14 protein-coding genes and 2 pseudogenes are annotated in these 18073 nt (G+C 63.9%); 11 read left to right on the top strand and 5 right to left on the bottom strand.

Annotation, left to right across the window (positions count from 1 at the left end; all coding sequences use genetic code 11):
- The 3 genes and pseudogenes from Q319_RS0103120 to acnA form a co-directional block, all read right to left on the bottom strand.
- Positions 1–204: pseudogene (locus Q319_RS0103120) on the bottom strand (IS701 family transposase); the annotation flags it as partial.
- A 79-nt stretch (positions 205–283) separates the two neighbouring features.
- Positions 284–673 carry a hypothetical protein gene (locus Q319_RS26820; protein ID WP_156039144.1) on the bottom strand — a complete coding sequence of 130 codons (390 nt, stop codon included), beginning with the start codon at positions 671–673 and terminating at the stop codon, positions 284–286.
- Positions 674–761: 88 nt separating this feature from the next.
- On the bottom strand, positions 762–3485 hold the full coding sequence (gene acnA, locus Q319_RS0103115; protein WP_029480479.1) for an aconitate hydratase AcnA: 2724 nt from the start codon (positions 3483–3485) through the stop codon (positions 762–764).
- 147 nt (positions 3486–3632) lie between these two features.
- On the opposite strand from acnA, the gene Q319_RS0103110 reads away from it, so the two are divergent.
- Both Q319_RS0103110 and ggt read left to right on the top strand, forming a co-directional pair.
- A complete protein-coding gene (locus tag Q319_RS0103110) occupies positions 3633–4457 on the top strand; it encodes a hypothetical protein (protein WP_034413513.1) in 825 nt (274 codons plus the stop codon).
- A gap of 246 nt (positions 4458–4703) precedes the next feature.
- Complete coding sequence (ggt, locus tag Q319_RS0103105; RefSeq protein WP_211252324.1) at positions 4704–6488, top strand: gamma-glutamyltransferase; 1785 nt, start codon at positions 4704–4706, stop codon at positions 6486–6488.
- A 139-nt stretch (positions 6489–6627) separates the two neighbouring features.
- On the opposite strand, the gene Q319_RS0103100 is transcribed toward ggt, so the two are convergent.
- A complete protein-coding gene (locus Q319_RS0103100) occupies positions 6628–7797 on the bottom strand; it encodes a BMP family ABC transporter substrate-binding protein (protein ID WP_029480476.1) in 1170 nt (389 codons plus the stop codon).
- A 283-nt stretch (positions 7798–8080) separates the two neighbouring features.
- On the opposite strand from Q319_RS0103100, the gene msrP reads away from it, so the two are divergent.
- From msrP to Q319_RS0103065, 7 genes and pseudogenes are all read left to right on the top strand, one after another.
- Positions 8081–9088 (top strand): protein-methionine-sulfoxide reductase catalytic subunit MsrP, encoded by a 1008-nt coding sequence (gene msrP / locus Q319_RS0103095; protein WP_029480475.1) that lies wholly within the window; start codon positions 8081–8083, stop codon positions 9086–9088.
- Positions 9089–9090: 2 nt separating this feature from the next.
- Positions 9091–9783, top strand: coding sequence for a protein-methionine-sulfoxide reductase heme-binding subunit MsrQ (locus tag Q319_RS0103090; RefSeq protein WP_029480474.1), 693 nt, complete (start codon positions 9091–9093; stop codon positions 9781–9783).
- Positions 9784–9942: 159 nt separating this feature from the next.
- Positions 9943–10473, top strand: a complete 531-nt coding sequence (locus Q319_RS0103085) for a redoxin domain-containing protein (RefSeq protein WP_029480473.1) — start codon at positions 9943–9945, stop codon at positions 10471–10473.
- Entirely contained in the window at positions 10470–10841 is a 372-nt protein-coding gene (locus Q319_RS0103080; RefSeq protein ID WP_029480471.1) for a hypothetical protein, read from the top strand. The genes Q319_RS0103085 and Q319_RS0103080 overlap by 4 nt, the downstream gene beginning before the upstream one ends.
- A gap of 69 nt (positions 10842–10910) precedes the next feature.
- Positions 10911–11963, top strand: coding sequence for a branched-chain amino acid aminotransferase (locus tag Q319_RS0103075; RefSeq protein WP_029480470.1), 1053 nt, complete (start codon positions 10911–10913; stop codon positions 11961–11963).
- Positions 11964–12082: 119 nt separating this feature from the next.
- Positions 12083–13945, top strand: a pseudogene (locus Q319_RS0103070) (1,4-alpha-glucan branching enzyme); the annotation flags it as partial.
- 665 nt (positions 13946–14610) lie between these two features.
- Positions 14611–14877 (top strand): hypothetical protein, encoded by a 267-nt coding sequence (locus tag Q319_RS0103065; protein WP_029480468.1) that lies wholly within the window; start codon positions 14611–14613, stop codon positions 14875–14877.
- Between the two features lie 76 nt (positions 14878–14953).
- Here Q319_RS0103065 and Q319_RS0103060 read toward each other — a convergent pair whose 3' ends face one another.
- Entirely contained in the window at positions 14954–15409 is a 456-nt protein-coding gene (locus Q319_RS0103060; protein ID WP_029480467.1) for a peroxiredoxin, read from the bottom strand.
- A gap of 270 nt (positions 15410–15679) precedes the next feature.
- Between Q319_RS0103060 and Q319_RS0103055 the strand changes: the two genes are divergently transcribed.
- The gene (locus Q319_RS0103055; protein WP_029480466.1) at positions 15680–16774 is read left to right on the top strand and encodes an acyl-ACP desaturase; all 1095 of its coding nucleotides are present in this window, start codon (positions 15680–15682) and stop codon (positions 16772–16774) included.
- A gap of 92 nt (positions 16775–16866) precedes the next feature.
- Positions 16867–18027: a chromate efflux transporter gene (gene chrA, locus Q319_RS0103050; RefSeq protein ID WP_029480464.1), complete on the top strand. Its 1161-nt coding sequence runs from the start codon at positions 16867–16869 to the stop codon at positions 18025–18027.
- Positions 18028–18073 lie beyond the last annotated feature (46 nt).

The following is an 18073-nucleotide window of genomic DNA, read 5'->3' as shown; positions in this document are numbered from 1 at the left end:
TCCGTCCTCCTGCTCGATCTGCCTGACCAACGGCTTTGCCAGTTTCCAGAGCGTACGGGAAAAAGCCTCTTCCTGACGCAAAAAACGAGTGACCTGATCGTGACTGACTTCCCCCAGCAGCAACTGGGCGAGCATGGTGGCACTCGTTTGACCGAACGAGGAGATCAAGAAATCGCTGTACAGTTCCATCATCCGGCGAGTCACCTCCCCAGTTTGCGTCGCCGCAGTGCGAAGCAAGAAATCCTGATGATTTCATGGAGTCTTCAAATCGTAGCGCGTAAGGTCAGATTATAACACCGTGATTTGTTGAGGCTTGTATAATACTAGGGATAGAAACTGCTTCACTGTGACGAAAAGTAGCCCGCCTGCCATATCTTAATCTCGCGTTGTCTGTATCGACATATTTAGCAAAAGACTCTTCACTCTTATAAAACTTTGTCGTAACATACATTTCTTCAAGAGCAACGGGGTCTTTAATTCCGAAAATTTGAATTAGACCGATCTCTGATCGAATATATCTAATATACTCTGCCCTAGCTTTCTTTAGGAAATCTCTATTGTCGATATTGCTTTTAGCAGAGCTAGCTATCCCACCAAGAACGGACTTGGCCGCAGATTTTATAGCTTCTTCAATTAACGGATTAAATAATCCAGAGATATCGGGAATTTGCACGCTGTCTCCACAATATAACAAAAATTATAGCAGTTAACACCACTCATTAGCAAAAAACATGAGTAGTGCCAACTGCCAGAGATGAGATCTACGCTGTGGCTGTCTTACTGCTCCGCTCCAAGATACTCCGCAAGACCGTTTGCAGGATGCCGCCGTTTTTGTAGTAGTCGATTTCCACGGGGGTATCGATGCGGCACTGAACCGTAATTTCGCGGGTCACGCCGTCCTTGCCCACGCGCAACGTCACGTCCTGGCGCGGCTTCAGGTCTGTGGTCAGCACCACGTCCAGCAGCTCGTCGCCCATAATCCCCAGGCTCTCGGCGGTCTCGCCGTTCTTGTATTGCAGCGGCAGCACGCCCATGCCCACCAGATTGCTGCGGTGGATGCGCTCGAAACTCTCGGCCAGCACGGCCCGCACGCCCAGCAGCATGGTGCCCTTGGCGGCCCAGTCGCGGCTGCTGCCCATGCCGTAGTCCTTGCCTGCCAGCACAAACAGCGGAATGTTGCTGGCCTTGTAGTTCTGCGCGGCGTCGTAGATGCTGGTCACGTCGCCCGTGGTGTAGTCGGTGGTAAAGCCGCCCTCGGTGCCGGGGGCCAACTGGTTCTTCAGGCGGATGTTGGCAAAGGTGCCGCGCGTCATGATCCGGTCATTGCCCCGGCGGCTGCCGTAGCTGTTGAAATCCACGGGCTTGATGCCCCGGTCCGTCAGGAATTTCCCGGCGGGGGTGTTGGCGTTGAAGCTGCCAGCGGGCGAGATGTGATCGGTGGTCACGCTGTCGCCCACCTTGACCAGCACGCGCGCGCCCTCGATGCTCACGATCTCGCTGGGGCCATTCGCCAGATTCTCGAAGAAGGGCGGGTTCTGGATGTAGGTGCTGTCGGCGTTCCAGTCGTACAGCGCGCCCTCGGACACCGGGATGGCGTTCCAGTCGGCGTTGCTCTTCTCGATGCCGTCGTAGACCTTCTTGAACATCTCGGCGTTGATGGCCTGATCCATGATGGTCTGAATCTCGGCGTTGCTGGGCCACACGTCGCGCAGGTAGACGGGCTGCCCGTCCTTGCCCATGCCGATAGGGTCATTCACGATGTCGTTGACCACTGTCCCGGCCAGTGCGTAGACCACCACCAGCGGCGGCGAGGCCAGATAGTTGGCCTTGATGTGCGGGTTGATGCGGCCCTCGAAGTTGCGGTTGCCGCTCAGCACGCTGGCCGCCACCAGATCGCCGCCGTTGATGGCGTCCACCACGGGTTCAGGCAGCGGCCCGCTGTTGCCGATACAGGTCATGCAGCCGTAGCCGACGGTGTTGAAGCCAATCTGATCCAGGTACGTTTGCAGGCCCGCGTTTTCCAGGTAATCCGTGACCACGCGGCTGCCGGGGGCCAGCGAGGTCTTGACCCAGGGCTTGCTCGTCAGCCCCAGTTCCACGGCCTTCTTTGCCACCAGCCCGGCGGCGATCAGCACGCTGGGGTTGCTGGTGTTGGTGCAGGAGGTGATGGAGGCCAGCGTCACCGCGCCGTGGCCGATCTTCATGTCGGTGCCGGTGATCTGGCCCTGTGCGTCCAGCTTGTCGGCGGGCAACTCGAAGCCGCGTCCCTTGACGGGGGCGGTCAGCGCCTCGGCAAAGACGGTGTGCATGTCGTTCAGGTTCACGCGGTCCTGCGGGCGCTTGGGGCCAGCCAGACTGGGAACGATGCTGCCCAGATCGAGCTGGATGGTGTCCGTGAACACCGGATCGGGCGTTTCGTCGGTGCGGAACATGTTCTGGGCCTTGTAGTACGACTCCACCAGTTCAATCTCGTCTTCCAGGCGTCCGGTGCGGCGCAGGTAACGCAGCGCCTCGTCGTCTACCGGGAAAAAGCCCATCGTCGCGCCGTATTCGGGGGCCATGTTGGCAATGGTGGCCCGGTCAGGCAGGGTCATGTTGCTCAGGCCCGCGCCGTAGAACTCTACGAACTTGCCCACCACACCCTTCTCGCGCAGCATCTCGGTCACGCGCAGCGCCAGATCGGTGGCGGTTGCGCCCTCCGGCATCCGGCCCGTGATCTTGAATCCCACCACTTCGGGCATCAGCATGTAGATCGGCTGGCCCAGCATCACGGCCTCGGCCTCAATCCCGCCGACGCCCCAGCCCACGATGCCCAGACCGTTGATCATGGTGGTGTGGCTATCCGTGCCGACGAGCGAATCGGGGTAAACGACAACGCCGTCGTCTTCCGGGCGGCTCTGCACACCTTTCGCCAGATATTCCAGGTTGACCTGATGCACGATCCCGCTGGCGGGCGGCACCACGCCGAAGTTGTCGAAGGCCTGCTGGCCCCAGCGCAGGAACTCGTAGCGCTCGCGGTTGCGCTCGAATTCGATTGCCATGTTGTTCGCCAGCGCGAAATCGGTGCCGAACTCGTCCACCTGCACCGAGTGATCGATCACCAGATCGACGGGAATCAGGGGGTTGATCTTGTTGGGATCGCCGCCCATCGCCACCATCGCGCTCCGCATGGCCGCCAGATCGACGACGGCAGGCACGCCGGTGAAGTCCTGCAAGATCACGCGGGCGGGCTTGAAGGGAATCTCCACCTCTTCATTTTTGGGACTCCAGCCCGCCACGGTCAGCACGTCCTCGCGGCGCACGTCGTACTCGTTGGCCTCGCGTAGGACGCTCTCCAGCAGCACCTTGATCGACACGGGCATCTTGGAAATGTCGTGGCCCTGTTCCCCAAACTTGTTGAGGTTGTAAAAATAGAGTTTCTGACCGCTCTGGGTGGTCAGGGTGTCGCGTGCGTTAAACAGGTTCATCGCCTTTTCAGTCGCCATGGTTGATAGCCTCCTTGCCCTCGCGGGCGTCCCCTCTATCATAAGCCGCGACAGGCAGAAACCGGGCGTCACCCGCATAGTCACGGCGTTCATGTAGCGTCACTACGATAGGAACAACACACCATCCCGCTTCTCAGAGGTCTTCCCATGTCCGAACAACTTGAACCCCACCAGAAAGCCAGATTAACTGCCCTGGAAACCACCGTCCGCGACGGCCTGCGCGACTTCCGCCGCACCGGGCAGGCGCTGAGTGAAATCCGCGACAACGAATTCTTCCGCGCGGGCTACGACTCCTTTGAATCCTATTTGCAGGACCGCTGGGGCTTCACGCCGCCGCAGGCCGGGCGACTGATGGAGGCGGCGGACGTGGCGAAGGTGCTGGACCCGCTGGGCATCCAGCCCAAAAACGAGGCCCAGGCCCGCACCTTCAAGGCCGCCGCGAAACTTGTGACCGAGATGGAGCCGGAGCAGCAGCGCGTGGTGGCCCGGCTGGTGGAAGGCGTCATGCCTCCCCAGGCCGAGGGCGACGATTCCCCGCCCTGGGACCTGCCCGCCGCCGAGGTGCGGATTATGGCGAGCGTGGTCAAGAAACTGGACGCCGACGCCACCGTCTACCACCCCGACAACGGACGCGAGGTGGCGATGGGCACGCTGAGCGGCCCGGAGCGCTATGAGGTCATCCGCACGCACGTCGATCAGAAGACCCAGGCGTACCGCGAGAAGCAGGAGGCGAAAGCCAACGCCCCGCAGGCCGAGAACGTCAACTGGGGCGACTGGGTCCTGAATTACGCGGCGCAGAATCTGGGGCCAGGGCAGCGGCTGGAACTGGTGGTGGAGCCGGACGGCAGCGGTGCAAGTCGCGCGGTGGCCCGCGTGGTGGACGGCAACACGGGCGAGGTTTTGGCGGCGGGTACAGGGGCCGTGACGCTGAAGAAGGCGGCCCTGAATCTGGCGGCGGAGGTTCGGGGATAGAGGCAAAAGAAACCCCTCAGTCTGCTTCGCAGCCAGCTCCCCTCAAAAGGGAGCCGAGAAACGCGACTGGTACGGCAATTCCGCGACTCTTGCCTCCCTTCTAAGGGGAGGTGGCCCGAAGGGCCGGAGGGGTTAAACCGTCGCCCCCACCCTGCCCCTCAACCAAATCCACCCTCCTCTCCCTCATATGTCATGCTAAAGGCTCCGAAGATCACAATTCGCCACATTCACCTGGGGAGGGGAAAGATGACGCAGAGCTTGAAGACAGGCGGCTTGAAACGGGGAGTCCTGCTGCTGGGCGCGGCGCTGCTGCTGGGACAGGGCAGCCTGGGATGGGCGCAGGTGGGCGCTGGCGGAGCCAAAGTGCCCTCGGCGACAGGGACGGGGGGTGCAGTCGCCACCGTGGACCACGACGCCAGTATGGCCGCCATGAAAATTCTGGAAGCAGGCGGCAACGCGGTAGATGCTGCCGTGGCCGCCGCCGCCACCCTGGGCCTGACCGAGCCGTTCTCGTGCGGCGTGGGCGGCGGCGGGTTCATGGTGGTGTATCTGGCCAAGGAAAAGCGCGTGATCACCATTGACCACCGTGAAATGGCCCCGGCGTCCTTTACTCCATCGGTGTTTCTGGAAGGCGGCAAGCCCATCGACTTCGGTGAGCGCGTGACCAGCGGCCTCTCGGCAGGGATTCCCGGCACGGTGATGGGCTGGCAGGAAGCGCTGCGGCGTTACGGCACCAAAACGTTCGCGGAAGTGCTGGCCCCGGCCATCTCGCTTGCCAAAAGTGGCTACGTGGTGGACGACTACTTCCAGAGTCAGGTCAAGGACAACCAGGACCGCTTCAAGGGCTTTACCAGTTCTGCCGCGCTGTACCTGCCAGGGGGCAACCTGCCCGCCGTGGGCAGCAAGCTGAACAACCCGGACATGGCCCGCACCTACGAGGCCATCGCGGCGGGCGGCGCGGGGGCGTTCTACACCGGGGCAATCGCTCAGGCGATGGTCAGCACGGTCAACACGCCCCCGGTTGCGCCCGGCAGCACCGCCAACGTCCGCAAGGGCAACTGGACGCTGGCCGACGTGGCGAATTACGAGGCGCGCATCCGCCAGCCCACCGTCAACACCTACCGGGGCTACGCGGTCTACGGGATGCAGCCCCCGTCCAGCGGCGGCCTGACCATCGGTGAGACGCTGAATATCCTGGAAGGCTACGACGTCGCCAAACTGAGCGAGGCGGATGCCTACCACCGTTACATCGAAGCCTCGCGGCTGTCTTTCGCAGACCGGGGCGCGTACATGGCGGATCCCGAATACACCGACGTCCCGCAGTCCGGCCTGCTGAGCAAGGAGTTCGCGGCCACGCGGCGCGCATTGATCGGGGAGAAGGCCGCGCCAGGAGCAGTCGCAGCGGGCAATCCCTTCAAATTCCAGACCGATCCCAGCATCCCGCTGCTGCCTGCCCCCGCCAGCCTGGAAGGAAACGACACCACCCATCTGACCGTCAGCGACGCCGAGGGCAACGTGGTGTCCTATACCTTCACCATCGAGACCATCGGGGGCAATGGCATGGTGGTCCCCGGCTACGGCTTTCTGCTGAACAACGAGCTGACCGACTTCGACGCGGTGGCCCCGCACCCCAACATCCCGGAAGCGGGCAAGCGGCCACGCTCCTCGATGAGTCCCACCATCGTTCTCAAGGACGGCAAGCCCGTGCTGGCGCTGGGCAGTCCGGGCGGCTCGACCATCATCACCACCGTGGGTCAGGCGATCATGAACATTCTGGACCGGGGAATGACCGTACAGGCGGCCATCGATGCGCCGCGCTATTCCCAGCGCAACGGGGCCACCACCACCGTCGATCAGGGCGGCGAGAAGACGGAGCTGGCAAAGGCGCTGGAGGCTCTGGGGCACAAATGGGCCACCACCGACGCCAACGGCAAGCTGGCCGTGATCCAGTTCGGCGCAGATGGCAAGGTCACGGCAGGTGCCGAGTCGAAACGCGGCGGCGGCGGCAGCGCGCTGGTGCAGAAGCCGTAGCTTCCCAAGCTGTTCAGGCCGCCCCACGCCCAGGTCAGGGTTTGAGGCGGCTTTTCTGTTGTGCCAGCACATTTGGTCCACGAAAAAGGGCAGCGCATACTCGCACTGCCCCTCTATCACCTGATTTTTTCGCCCGCGCTTACTTCTTCGGCTCGTCGGCCACCTGTCCAGTCACGCCGGGGGCCACCCAGGACATGTTGTTCAGCTCGGCCACGCTGATGACCTTACCTGCCGGAACCCGCAGGATGCCGTTGCGGTCCTTGATCGGGCCGGTGAAGGGGTCAAACTTGCCGCCCTTTTCCATCTCGGCCTTCAGGGCCAGCACGCGGCTGTAGACGCTGACCTGCTTGCCCCCCACGGTCATCATCCTGGCCTTCATCTGCGGCACCCACTTGGGATTGACCGCCATGCCCGGCTCTGCGCCCAGCTCCACGCTGCCGCCGCGCAGCAGGTTCCAGTAGTCCACCTTGTCCAGGTTGCCGATCTTGTAGGTGCCGTTCTTCACCTTGGTCAGGAAGTCGATGTAAATCTTGTCCCAGTGGACCAGTTGCCCGCTGACCGTGTAATCAGGAGAGAACTTGTACATCGGCGAGTAGTGCGCGAAAGACGGGATCTTGCGCGCCCCCGCCGCCTGCACCACGGTGGCGGTGTCCTCGGTAAAGGCCAGTGCGCCCGCACCCTCGCTGATCAGGGCCTCGGCGGCTTCACGGGCCTTGTTGGGATCGAACCACGAGTTGATCCATTTGACGCTCACGGTGGCCTTGGGGTTCACCGCGCGTGCGCCCAGCGCAAAAGCGCTGATGTGCCGCTTGAGTTCCGGGACCGGGAAGGCGGCCACGTAACCCAGCTTGTCGGTCTTGCTGACGGCGGCGGCCATCATGCCGTTCAGATAATAGATCTGGTAGAAATCGGCCATGTAGGTGCCCATGTTCGGCGCACGCTTGAAACCGCTGGCGTGCATGAACATCACCTTGGGGTACTTCTTGGCCGCCTCCAGCGTCTGGTCCATGAAGCCAAAGGAGGTGGTGAAGATCACCTGACAGTTGTCCTTGACCAGTCGGTCGATCACGGGCGTGGCCTGACCCTCGGGCACGCTTTCCACGTACTTGGTTTCCAGCCAGGGCAGCGCCTTCTCGGTCAGCTTGCGGGCCTCGTCATGGGCGTAGCTCCAGCCGATGTCACCCACCGGGCCGACATAGATGAAGCAGGCTTTGAGCTTGTCCCCGGTCTGGGCCTGAGCGGAGGGACCGCCTGACACGCTGAACAGGGCGACGGACAGGGGCAGAGCAGCGAGAAGCGCTTTTTTCATGGATGAACCTCCGGTAAAGACCGCGTGGACAGGCTCTCATTGTGCCTGAATCCTGACCGGGGTTGGTGAATGGGCGTCTAGCTGCGTGTGGGCACAGCATTTCGCGCCCCAGCACTTGCGCCTAACGCACCGAAGGCAATCTTCACGCGGCCTTCAGGTTTGACCGAGGCTCTCCCCCACTTCGCAAAGCCTGTGACGGTTCGATGAACCGATGTCGCGCAAACTGCGTATAGCTGTACAGAGCAGGGCCGACACGACCGTATTCAACCGAGGAGGTTCACCCATGAGCAGCAACCCCGATGACAACCAGATCAACCCCAACGAAACTAACCCCGAAGAACGCCGCATTCTGATTCCCGGCAGCCCCATCAATCCCCGCCGCGAGTTCCTGCGCAGTGCCGCGCTGTTCACCGGCACCGTGGCCGCACTCGGCGGCGGTCTGGAAGTGCTGACCCGTCGCCCCGGCATGGGCAGCGCGGAGGCACAGGGAACCGCCTTCGCCCAGGCCGCCCGTCCGCTGGGACCGTACGACACCAAAGAAGCAGTCACGTCTTACCAGCAGGCCACCACCTACAACAACTTCTATGAACTGGGCACCGACAAGGCCGATCCGGCGCGCAACGCGGCCACCCTCAAGCCGCGCCCGTGGACGGTCAAGATTGACGGCGAGGTCAAGAAGCCGCAGACGGTGGACATCGACACTCTGCAAAGCTGGTTTCCATTAGAGGACCGCATTTACCGGATGCGCTGCGTGGAGGGCTGGAGCATGGTCATGCCGTGGCTGGGCTTCCCGCTGGCCGGACTGATCCGCCGCCTGGAGCCGACGAGCAAGGCCAAGTACGTGCAGTTCACGGCGCTGCTGGACCCCAAGCAGTTGCCAGGGCAGAAAAGCAACGTTCTGGACTGGCCGTATGTGGAGGGTCTGAGGCTGGACGAGGCCCTGCACCCGCTAGCCTTTATGGCGGTGGGCCTGCACGGCAAGGTGCTGCCCGGCCAGAACGGCGCGCCGCTACGTCTGGTGGTGCCGTGGAAGTACGGCTTCAAGGGCATCAAGAGCATCGTCAAGATCACGTTGACCGAGAAAATGCCCAAGACCACCTGGGCACTGGCGGCCCCCAGCGAGTACGGCTTCTACGCCAACGTCAACCCCGCCGTGCCGCACCCGCGCTGGAGCCAGGCCACCGAACGCCGCATCGGTGAACTGGGCCGCCGCAAAACGTTGCCCTTCAACGGCTACGCCGACGAGGTCGCCGGGCTGTACAAGGGCATGGACCTCAGGAAGAACTTCTAAGCATGAGCGCTGGAGATGCCCGCCAGACCGTGCCAGCGGTGAAAGCTCAGGCGAAGGGTTCATATCAGCCCAGGCGCAAGGCCGCGTCCCTGGGCTGGCTGGTCCCCGCCGTCACGGTGGGCGGTCTGCTGCCGCTGGCCGTGCTGATCTGGGACGCCTACACCGGGGCGCTGGGCGCGAATCCCATTCAGCGGGCCACCCTCCAGACCGGGCTGCTGACCTTGGCGCTGCTGGTGGCCTCGCTGGCCTGCACGCCCATTCGGCTGCTGACGGGCTGGAAGTGGCCCGCACGCATCCGCAAGTCGCTGGGGCTGCTGGCCTTTGGGTACGCCGCGCTGCACTTCTTGATCTACCTGTTCGATCACGGCTTCAGCCTGGGCGTGATGTTCGAAGACGTGCTGAAACGCCCCTTCGTGACGGTGGGCTTCACGGCGCTGCTGCTGCTGGTGCCCCTGGCCCTGACGAGCGGCAAGAACTCGGTCAAGAGGCTGGGCTTCCAGAGGTGGACCCGGCTGCATCAACTGGTGTACCTGTCGGTGGCGCTGGGCGCGCTGCATTACTACTGGGGCGTCAAGCAGGACCACACGCCGCCGCTGATCTACGCCGGGGTGATCGCCGTGCTGTTTGCCGTGCGCTTTCTCAAGCGCAAGCCGACGAAAAAGCAGGGCGGGCCGGAGAAAACCAGTCCCGCCTGAATCCGCTCAGTAAGCCGCGCCGCCTCTCCTGAATGGGACAGGGCGGCGCGATTTTTTGCTGCTGGAACGGAACGGATTGAACCCATTCCTACTCAAACCCGTACCCCGATCAGAAGGCCCGCCGCTCCAGCAAATGCGAGGCTGCGCGAGGTATTCACTATGAAAAAGACGTTGCTGCTGTCCACTGCCCTGACCCTGCTGACCTCCGCCTGCGCGGTCACGTCAGGCACCAGCCCTCCGGCACTCACGGGCGGCCCCTGGCTGAACACCGCCTCCCAGACCGCTGGCCCCACCCTGTCGGGGCTGCGCGGCAAGGTGGTCATCGTCAATTTCTGGGTGTACTCGTGCATCAACTGCCACAACAGCCTGCCCACGCTGAAATCCTGGTACGGCAAATACAGGGATCAGGGGCTGGAGATCGTCGGCATCCACACCCCTGAATTCGAGTCGGACAAACCCACCACGAACGTCATCGCCTCACTGAAGGAAGACAGCGTGACGTGGCCGATCTTGCAGGACAACGATCTGAAGAACTGGCGGGCGTGGCAGAATCGGGCGTGGCCCACCTTTTACCTGATTGACCGGGCAGGCAAGGTCCGCACCTTTCACCGGGGCGAGATCAGCAGCCGCTTTCCAGGGGCAATTCCGGGTTTAGAGGCGACGCTCAAGAGCCTGCTGGCCGAGAAGTGATCGCGCTGGCGCTGTCTCTGGCGGCGGCTGCCACGCCCGCGCCCCGGCTCACGGTGAACTTCGTGGCCCCGGCGGAAATCCATTTCAACCGGCGCGGCGACTCCACCCTGACGGTGATGGTGGGCAAGACCTCCCGGACGATGACACTGGATGGCATTCTCGATCCCGCAGACCCGGACAACGTGTTCCTGAGCCTGAAGCCGATCACGCTGGCATTCGACAAAAAGTTTGGCGGCACGGTCCACCTGAAAGCGCGCCTGTTCCTGTGCGACGCGCGAAACGGCGTCTGCACGGTGCAGGAACTGGAAAAACAGGTCAGGCTCCGGCCAGGGCAGCCGCTTGCTCTGATATGGAAGGTGGGCGCATAGAGCCGCTAGCGCCCGGCGAACGTTCCGCCACCCCCGACTCCCCTCCCACGAGTGCGCGATAATCGGGGCATGACGCGAACTGCCCCGAAAGCCGCCCCTGACATCGACTGGGCCACCCTCGGCTTCAGCTATATCCGCACCGATCTGCGCTACCTGTCGCACTGGAAAGACGGCGCGTGGGACGCCGGAACCCTGACCGAGGACAACGTCCTGCACATCGCAGAGGGCAGCACGGCCATCCATTACGGGCAGCAGTGTTTCGAGGGCCTCAAGGCGTACCGCTGCAAGGACGGCAGTATCAACATCTTCCGCCCGGATCAGAACGCCGCCCGGATGCGCCGCAGTTGCCGCCGCGTGCTGATGCCCGAGATCAGTGACGAGCAATTTATCGATGCGGTCACGCAGGTGGTCAAAGCCAACGAGCGCTTCATCCCCCCCTACGGCACGGGCGGCTCGCTGTACCTGCGGCCTTTCGTGATCGGCGTGGGCGACAACATCGGTGTGCGGACGGCCCCGGAATTTATCTTCAGCGTGCTCTGCGTGCCGGTGGGGCCGTATTTCAAGGGCGGCCTGACCCCGCAGAACTTTCTGGTGTCGGGCTATGACCGCGCCGCGCCGCACGGCACCGGGGCAGCCAAGGTGGGCGGCAACTACGCGGCCAGCCTGATGCCCGGCCAGCAGGCCAAGGACACCGTGATCGACGGCCACCACTTTGCCGACGCCCTGTATCTGGATCCCGAAACGCACACCAGGATCGAGGAGGTGGGCGCAGCCAACTTCTTCGCGGTCACGCGGGACGGGCGCTTCGTGACGCCCAAGTCGCCCAGCATTCTGGAGAGCATCACCAAGTACAGCCTGCTGTGGCTGGCCGAACACCGCCTGAACATGCCAGTGGAGGAAGGCGACGTGTTTATCGACGCGCTGGACGGCTACACCGAGGCGGGCGCGTGCGGTACGGCTGCCGTGATCACCCCCATCGGCGGCATCCAGAATGGCGACACCTTCCACGTCTTCCACAGTGAAACCGAGGCCGGACCCGTGACGCGCCGCCTGTACGACGAACTGGTGGGCATCCAGTACGGTGACGTGGCCGCGCCGGACGGCTGGATCGTGAAGGTTTGAGCTAGAGGACTGGATTCGGCGTCGGGGGCGGCCTTTCCGGGACACGAAGCGCTGGGCTGGAGCCTGGGGCATCTGGACGTGCCACCCCGCTTTTCAGCGCCCCCCGCTAGACTCCGGCCATGACTTCCCCGCTTCCCCTCGATCACGAACATCTTCAAAAACTGGTGACCGCCGATCTGGTCCGCCCCGATCAGATGCTGGGCGCACACCCCACCACGCAGGATGGTGTGGAGGGCGTGCGCTTCGCCGTGTGGGCACCCAACGCCACCCACGTCAGCGTGGTGGGCGACTTCAACGGCTGGAACGGCTTCGACAACGCCCTGAACCGACTGGAGTTCGGCTGCTGGGGCGTCTTCGTCCCTGCCGCCCGCCACGGCCAGCGCTACAAATTCCGCGTCACCGGGCAGGACGGGCAGACCCAGGATAAAATGGATCCCTACGGCACCTATTTCGAGACCCGCCCAGCCACCGGCAGCATCATCTGGGACGCGGCCTACGAGTGGAATGACGGTGAGTGGATGCAGGAGCGCTCGGCAGGCTTCGAGCGTCCCGTCAGCATCTACGAATGCCACGCCCCGAGCTGGGGCAAGCGCGACGACGGCTGGTTCCTGAATTACCGCGAGCTGGCACACCGCCTGGGCGACTATGTGACCTACATGGGCTACACGCATGTCGAGTTGCTGGGCGTCATGGAGCATCCTTTCGACGGTTCGTGGGGCTATCAGGTCACCGGCTACTACGCGCCAACCAGTCGCATGGGCAACCCGGAAGACTTCAAATATCTGGTGGACCACCTGCATGGTCTCGGTCTGGGCGTGCTGCTGGACTGGGTGCCGGGGCACTTCCCCACCGATTCGGCAGGGCTGGCCAGCTTCGACGGCGGCCCGCTGTTCGAGTACGCCGATCCGCGCAAGGGCTTTCACCTGGACTGGAATACCCTGATCTTCGACTACGGGCGCAACGAGGTGGTGATGTTCCTGATCGGCAGCGCCGTCAAGTGGCTTCAGGACTTCCACATCGACGGGTTGCGGGTGGACGCGGTGGCCTCCATGCTGTATCTGGACTTCTCGCGCACCGAATGGATTCCCAACATTCACGGCGGGCGCGAGAATCTGGAGGCCATCGCCTTCCTCAAGCGGCTGAACGAGGTGGCGCACCACATGGCCCCCGGCGTGATGATGATCGCCGAGGAAAGCACCTCGTTTCCCGGCGTCACCACCCCCGCGCCGTTCGGCCTGGGCTTCGATTACAAGTGGGCGATGGGCTGGATGAATGACAACCTGGGGTATTTCAAGGAAGACCCACTGTGGCGGGCGCACCACCACCACGCCCTGACCTTTTTCAACGCCTACCGCACCAGCGAGAATTACGTGCTGGCGATCAGCCACGACGAAGTGGTCCACCTGAAAAAGAGCATGGTCATGAAGATGCCCGGCGAGTGGTACGCCCAGCGCGCCCAGTACCGCGCCTTCCTGGCAATGATGTGGTCCACTCCTGGCAAGAAACTGCTGTTCATGGGGCAGGAATTCGGGCAGTCCACCGAGTGGAACCACGATAAGGAACTGCCGTGGTACATGGCCGATCAGCCGGACCACCGGGGCATCATGGATCTGGTGCGCCGCTTGAACGACCTGTATGTGCATCGCCCCGACTGGCACACCGCCGATACCCGCGAGGAAGGCATGCTGTGGATCAGCGCCGACGACGCCGAACACAGCGTTTACGCCTACCTGCGCCGCGATCCGGGCAGCGCTGCCTGGAGCCTGATCGTCGCCAACCTGACCCCTGTTTACCGTGACCTGTACCCCATCGGCGTGCCGCAGGGCGGCGACTACCGCCTGCTGCTGTCCACCGACGACGGCGAATACGGCGGCTTCGGCACCCAGCAACCGGACCTGACGGCCAGGGAGGAGGGCTGGAACGGCCAGACCCATCACCTGCGCCTGAACCTGCCCCCCAACAGCGTGCTGGTGCTGGAGCCAGAGGCTTTCCTGTCGCCCGCTGAAGTGGCTGGAGTCGGGGACGTGGCGGAGACCTCGAATGTCCAGCACGAGGGGGCCAGCCTTGCCCAGAAGACAGAGCCGGAGCGCGAATGGGTGGGCGGCCCGTCCACCGAAGCACAGACCAGGAGCGAGCAGACCAATGCCGCCGAGGCACGCCTGATCCAGCCGGAAGAAGCCCGTGACCTCACTGCGTCAGAGGCTGCCGCCGGGAGAACCGAGCGCGAATGGGTGGGCGGCGGTCCATCCATGCCGGAAGCGGGCGCTGGAGCGCAGCAGGCGGACCCAGATCAAGCCCCGCCCACCCCGGAGCATCTGGCGGACCCGGTGGAACTGGAATCCACGCGCACCCTGACCGCGCGGGCCAGCCGCAAGGCCGCAGAGCTGGCAGGAGAGGACGGGGAAGCGCCCAAGACCCCCAAGCCCAGGGCCAGCCGCGCCAAAAAACCCAAAACTGAGGCAGAACCCGCCGCAGACGGCAGCGAACCCGCCAAGCCCAAGCGGACGCGCAAGCCCAAAGCCGCCGAACTGAACGCGGATGGCACGCCCGTCGAGGCCAAGCCTGCCCCGAAACCCCGCAAATCCAGGGCTAAAAAAGTAGCGGAAATAGACGCAGAAGCCCCAGCTCCGGGCACCCCGACTGAGGAATGACCGATCCCCGGCCTACTCCTGACCCGCTCACCATCGTCAGCTTTGCCCTGCTGGGCGTGCTGGCGGTGCTGCTGGTCATTCCGCTGGTGACTGGCGGACCGCCGCCCAGCCCCTACCTGATCGCGGTGCTGCTGCTGGTGCGGTTGGGGGTGCAGTTCCTGCGCTCCCGCCGTGACGAACGGCTGCGGCGACCTGCCAGTTGGGCCTTCGATCTGCTGCTGATCGGCCTGATCTTCTATGTGGCGGGCAACCAGCCGGGGTAGCGGGACCACCGAAGGAGGAAAGCCGGGGCAGTGCGCCGCTTTCCCGGCTCTCCTCTTCCAGTTTCAACGCCCCGGCTTACAGCTCCCGCAGCTTAGCCAGCACCGCTTCCGGGCGCACCGTGTACTCGCCCGCCTGGGCCTCGATGTGCTGGAAACGGACCACACCGCCCTTATCGATCAGGAACACCGCGCGTCCGCTGATACCGCGCTCGTCAATGGCGACGCCGTACTGCCGCGCCACATTCAGGTTCATGTCCGAGAGCAGCGGGACCTCGATGCCGTACTCGGCGGCCCAGGCGCGGTGGGCGTGGATGCTGTCTCGGTTGACGCCCAGCACCGCCGCCCCGGCCTCGGCAAAATCGTCCTGCCGCCCGGAGTATTCGGGAAGCTGCATGCTGCACACCGGGCTGAAATCCAGCGGGTAAAACACCAGGACGACATTCTGGTGACCCTTATAACTGCTGAGGGTCACGTTCTGGCCGGTGTTGGCGGGCAGGGTGAAATCGGGGGCAGGCTGTCCGACGAGGCTCATGGGGGGCAGTTTAGCGGCTGGGGTGACGTGGCAGACGCGGGCACGCTTCCCGCAGTTCAGACAACTGTTCAGGAACGGCGTTCTCTCTTGCACCGCGTCCCAGTTCAGAAGTCCGTCAGGCGTCCGGGGCTAGGCTGTGTGCATACCGTCCCCAGCCCTGCCTGCACCCAGACGCACCATCCTGACCGGGCAGCCAGCCGAAGGGAGAACGGCACCCATAGAACCCACCTCACCCTGAAGTCCCACGGGTGACCCAAGGAGGAACCCCCAATGGCCGAAATTCTGCCCCCCAACATGCTCAACGAGCGCCCCAGCACCCCGGCGGGCCTGCTCAGCAGCCGCGAGAAGGACCGCCTGATCGAGCGCGGTTTTCTGGGCCTGTACCGCTGGTACACCGCCCGCAGCCAGGAAACGCGCAACTGGAACCCGGACCGCAGCTTCGACTGGAAGGCGCTGAGCAAGGACCTGCCGCCCGAGATCGTGACCGTGACCCAGGGCTTTTTTGCCGTGGAACAGTACGCACCGGACTTTACGAGCAGCCTGCTGAATCTGGTGCGCCGCAGCCACGGACGCAGCCACTTTCAACTGCGCTGGGGCAGCGAGGAAGAAAAGCACGCCGACGCCTGGGAAAACGCCGTGCTGTTCAGCGGCAAACGCACCCCGCAGTGGATCGCCGAGTACAAGGAACGCCTCAAGTCCCAGACCTGGGAGCTGCCCTTCCCCGACGCCATTCACAATCTGGTCTACACCGTGTTTCAGGAACGCGCCACGCAACTGAATTACCTGAACATGATGAAGATCGCGCAGGGCAAGAGCGACAAGCCGCATCTGGCGAACTTCTCGGACCCGGTGCTGGCCAAGGTGGCGCAGACGATTGCGGTGGACGAGGCCGCGCACTACAACTTCTTTCTGGAAGGCGTGCGGATGTACCTGTACTACTACCCGCAGCGCACGCTGGAGGCGATCAAGAACGTGATCGGGCAGTTTTCCATGCCTGCCTCCGCCCTGGTGCCTGACTGGAAAGAGTTCTCGGAGACGGTGTACCGCGCCGGCATCTACGGCCCGCGCGACTTCAACCGCGACGTGATGCAGGTGGCCTTCCGCAATCTGGGCATCGAGAGCCGCAAAGCGCTGGAGGACGGCATCAAGAAGACCCGCGAGGTGCCGGATTTCGACGGCTACAACCACAAGGGCACCGCCATCTTCGACACCTTCGACTATGGCATGGTGGAGGGCGACGTCAAGCGCCTGCACATCAAGATTCAGGACTACGAGAAGGAAATCGGCTTCGACATGGTGGACCCCACCGAGTTCGTGGAGAATCCGGCGGTGCCGAAGAAGACCGGACAGGCCGCAGACGACTGAGCGGGAGGACGTAGAGATCAGCCCTGGCTTCGGCTGGGGCTTTTTACTGTCTCTGACGCCGCGTGATGCACAACTGTTCTACCCTGTCTCTCGTGCCTGCCCTCGAAGTCTTCCTCGTTTTCCTGCGCCTGGGCCTGACCAGTTTTGGCGGGCCAGTGGCGCATCTGGGCTATTACCGCGCGGAACTGGTGGTGCGCCGCAAGTGGTTCACCGAGGCCGGATACGCCGATCTGGTGGCGCTGGCGCAGTTCTTGCCGGGGCCAGCCAGCTCTCAGGTGGGCATGGCATCGGGCCTGTTGCGGGCAGGCTGGCCCGGAATGCTGGCCGCGTGGGTGGGCTTCACCCTGCCCAGTGCGGCGTTGATGTTCGCCTTCGCGCTGGGCCTGTCCCGCTGGGGCGGCGATGAGACGGCGGGCGCACTGGCGGGCCTGAAGGTGGCGGCGGTGGCGGTGGTGGCGCAGGCGGTGGCCGGGCTGTGGGGGAGTCTGGTCACGGACCGGTTGCGGGCGGCGCTGGCGCTGGGCGTGGCGGCGGCGCTATTGCTGTTGCCTGGGGCCGGGGCGCAGGTGGCGGCGCTGCTGGTCTGCGCCCTGATCGGCTGGCGCTTTTTGCGCGTGAAGGCGGCGGCAGAGCGCGGCCTGCCCGCCGTTCCCGTGTCCCGCCGGATGGGCGCAGCGCTGTTGCTGATGTGTGGGGCGGGGTTGCTGCTGCTGCCGCTGCTCGCGCCGCTGGGGCCGGGATGGACGTTGCTGGACGCCACCTTCCGGGCCGGGGCGCTGGTCTTCGGGGGCGGGCATGTGGTGCTGCCGCTGCTGGAAACCGGGTTCGTTCCAGCCTTCGTCAACCATGAGACGTTTGTGGCGGGATACGGGGCGGCCAACGCGGTGCCGGGGCCGCTGTTCACCTTCGCCACCTTTCTGGGCGCGGCGCAGACGGTGACCTCTCCCCTGCTGGGCGCGCTGATTTCCACACTGGGCATCTTTCTACCGGGCGCACTGCTGATGGCCGGGGCCTTGCCGTTCTGGTCCGCGCTGTCGGCCCGGCCTGCGGCCCGCAACGCACTGGCGGGGCTGAATGCTGGTGTGGTGGGCCTGCTGCTGGCCGCGCTGTATGACCCGGTCTTTACCAGCGGCATCCGGGGGCCGGGCGATCTGGCGCTGGCGCTGCTGGCCTACGCCGCCCTGAGCGCCGGACGCCTGCCCGCGTGGGCCGTGGTGCTGGGCTGCGCGTTGGTGGGGTGGCTGGCGCTGTGAGAAGTTAGGACAAGGCTATTCAAATGACGTTTCTGAAAGCCCTGAC

The sequence above is a fragment of the Deinococcus marmoris DSM 12784 genome (genome assembly GCF_000701405.1).
In the GTDB taxonomy this organism is placed as follows: Bacteria; Deinococcota; Deinococci; order Deinococcales; family Deinococcaceae; genus Deinococcus; species Deinococcus marmoris.
Note: the sequence above shows the minus strand (reverse complement) of the source record. Positions and strands in the feature narration are given on the sequence as shown.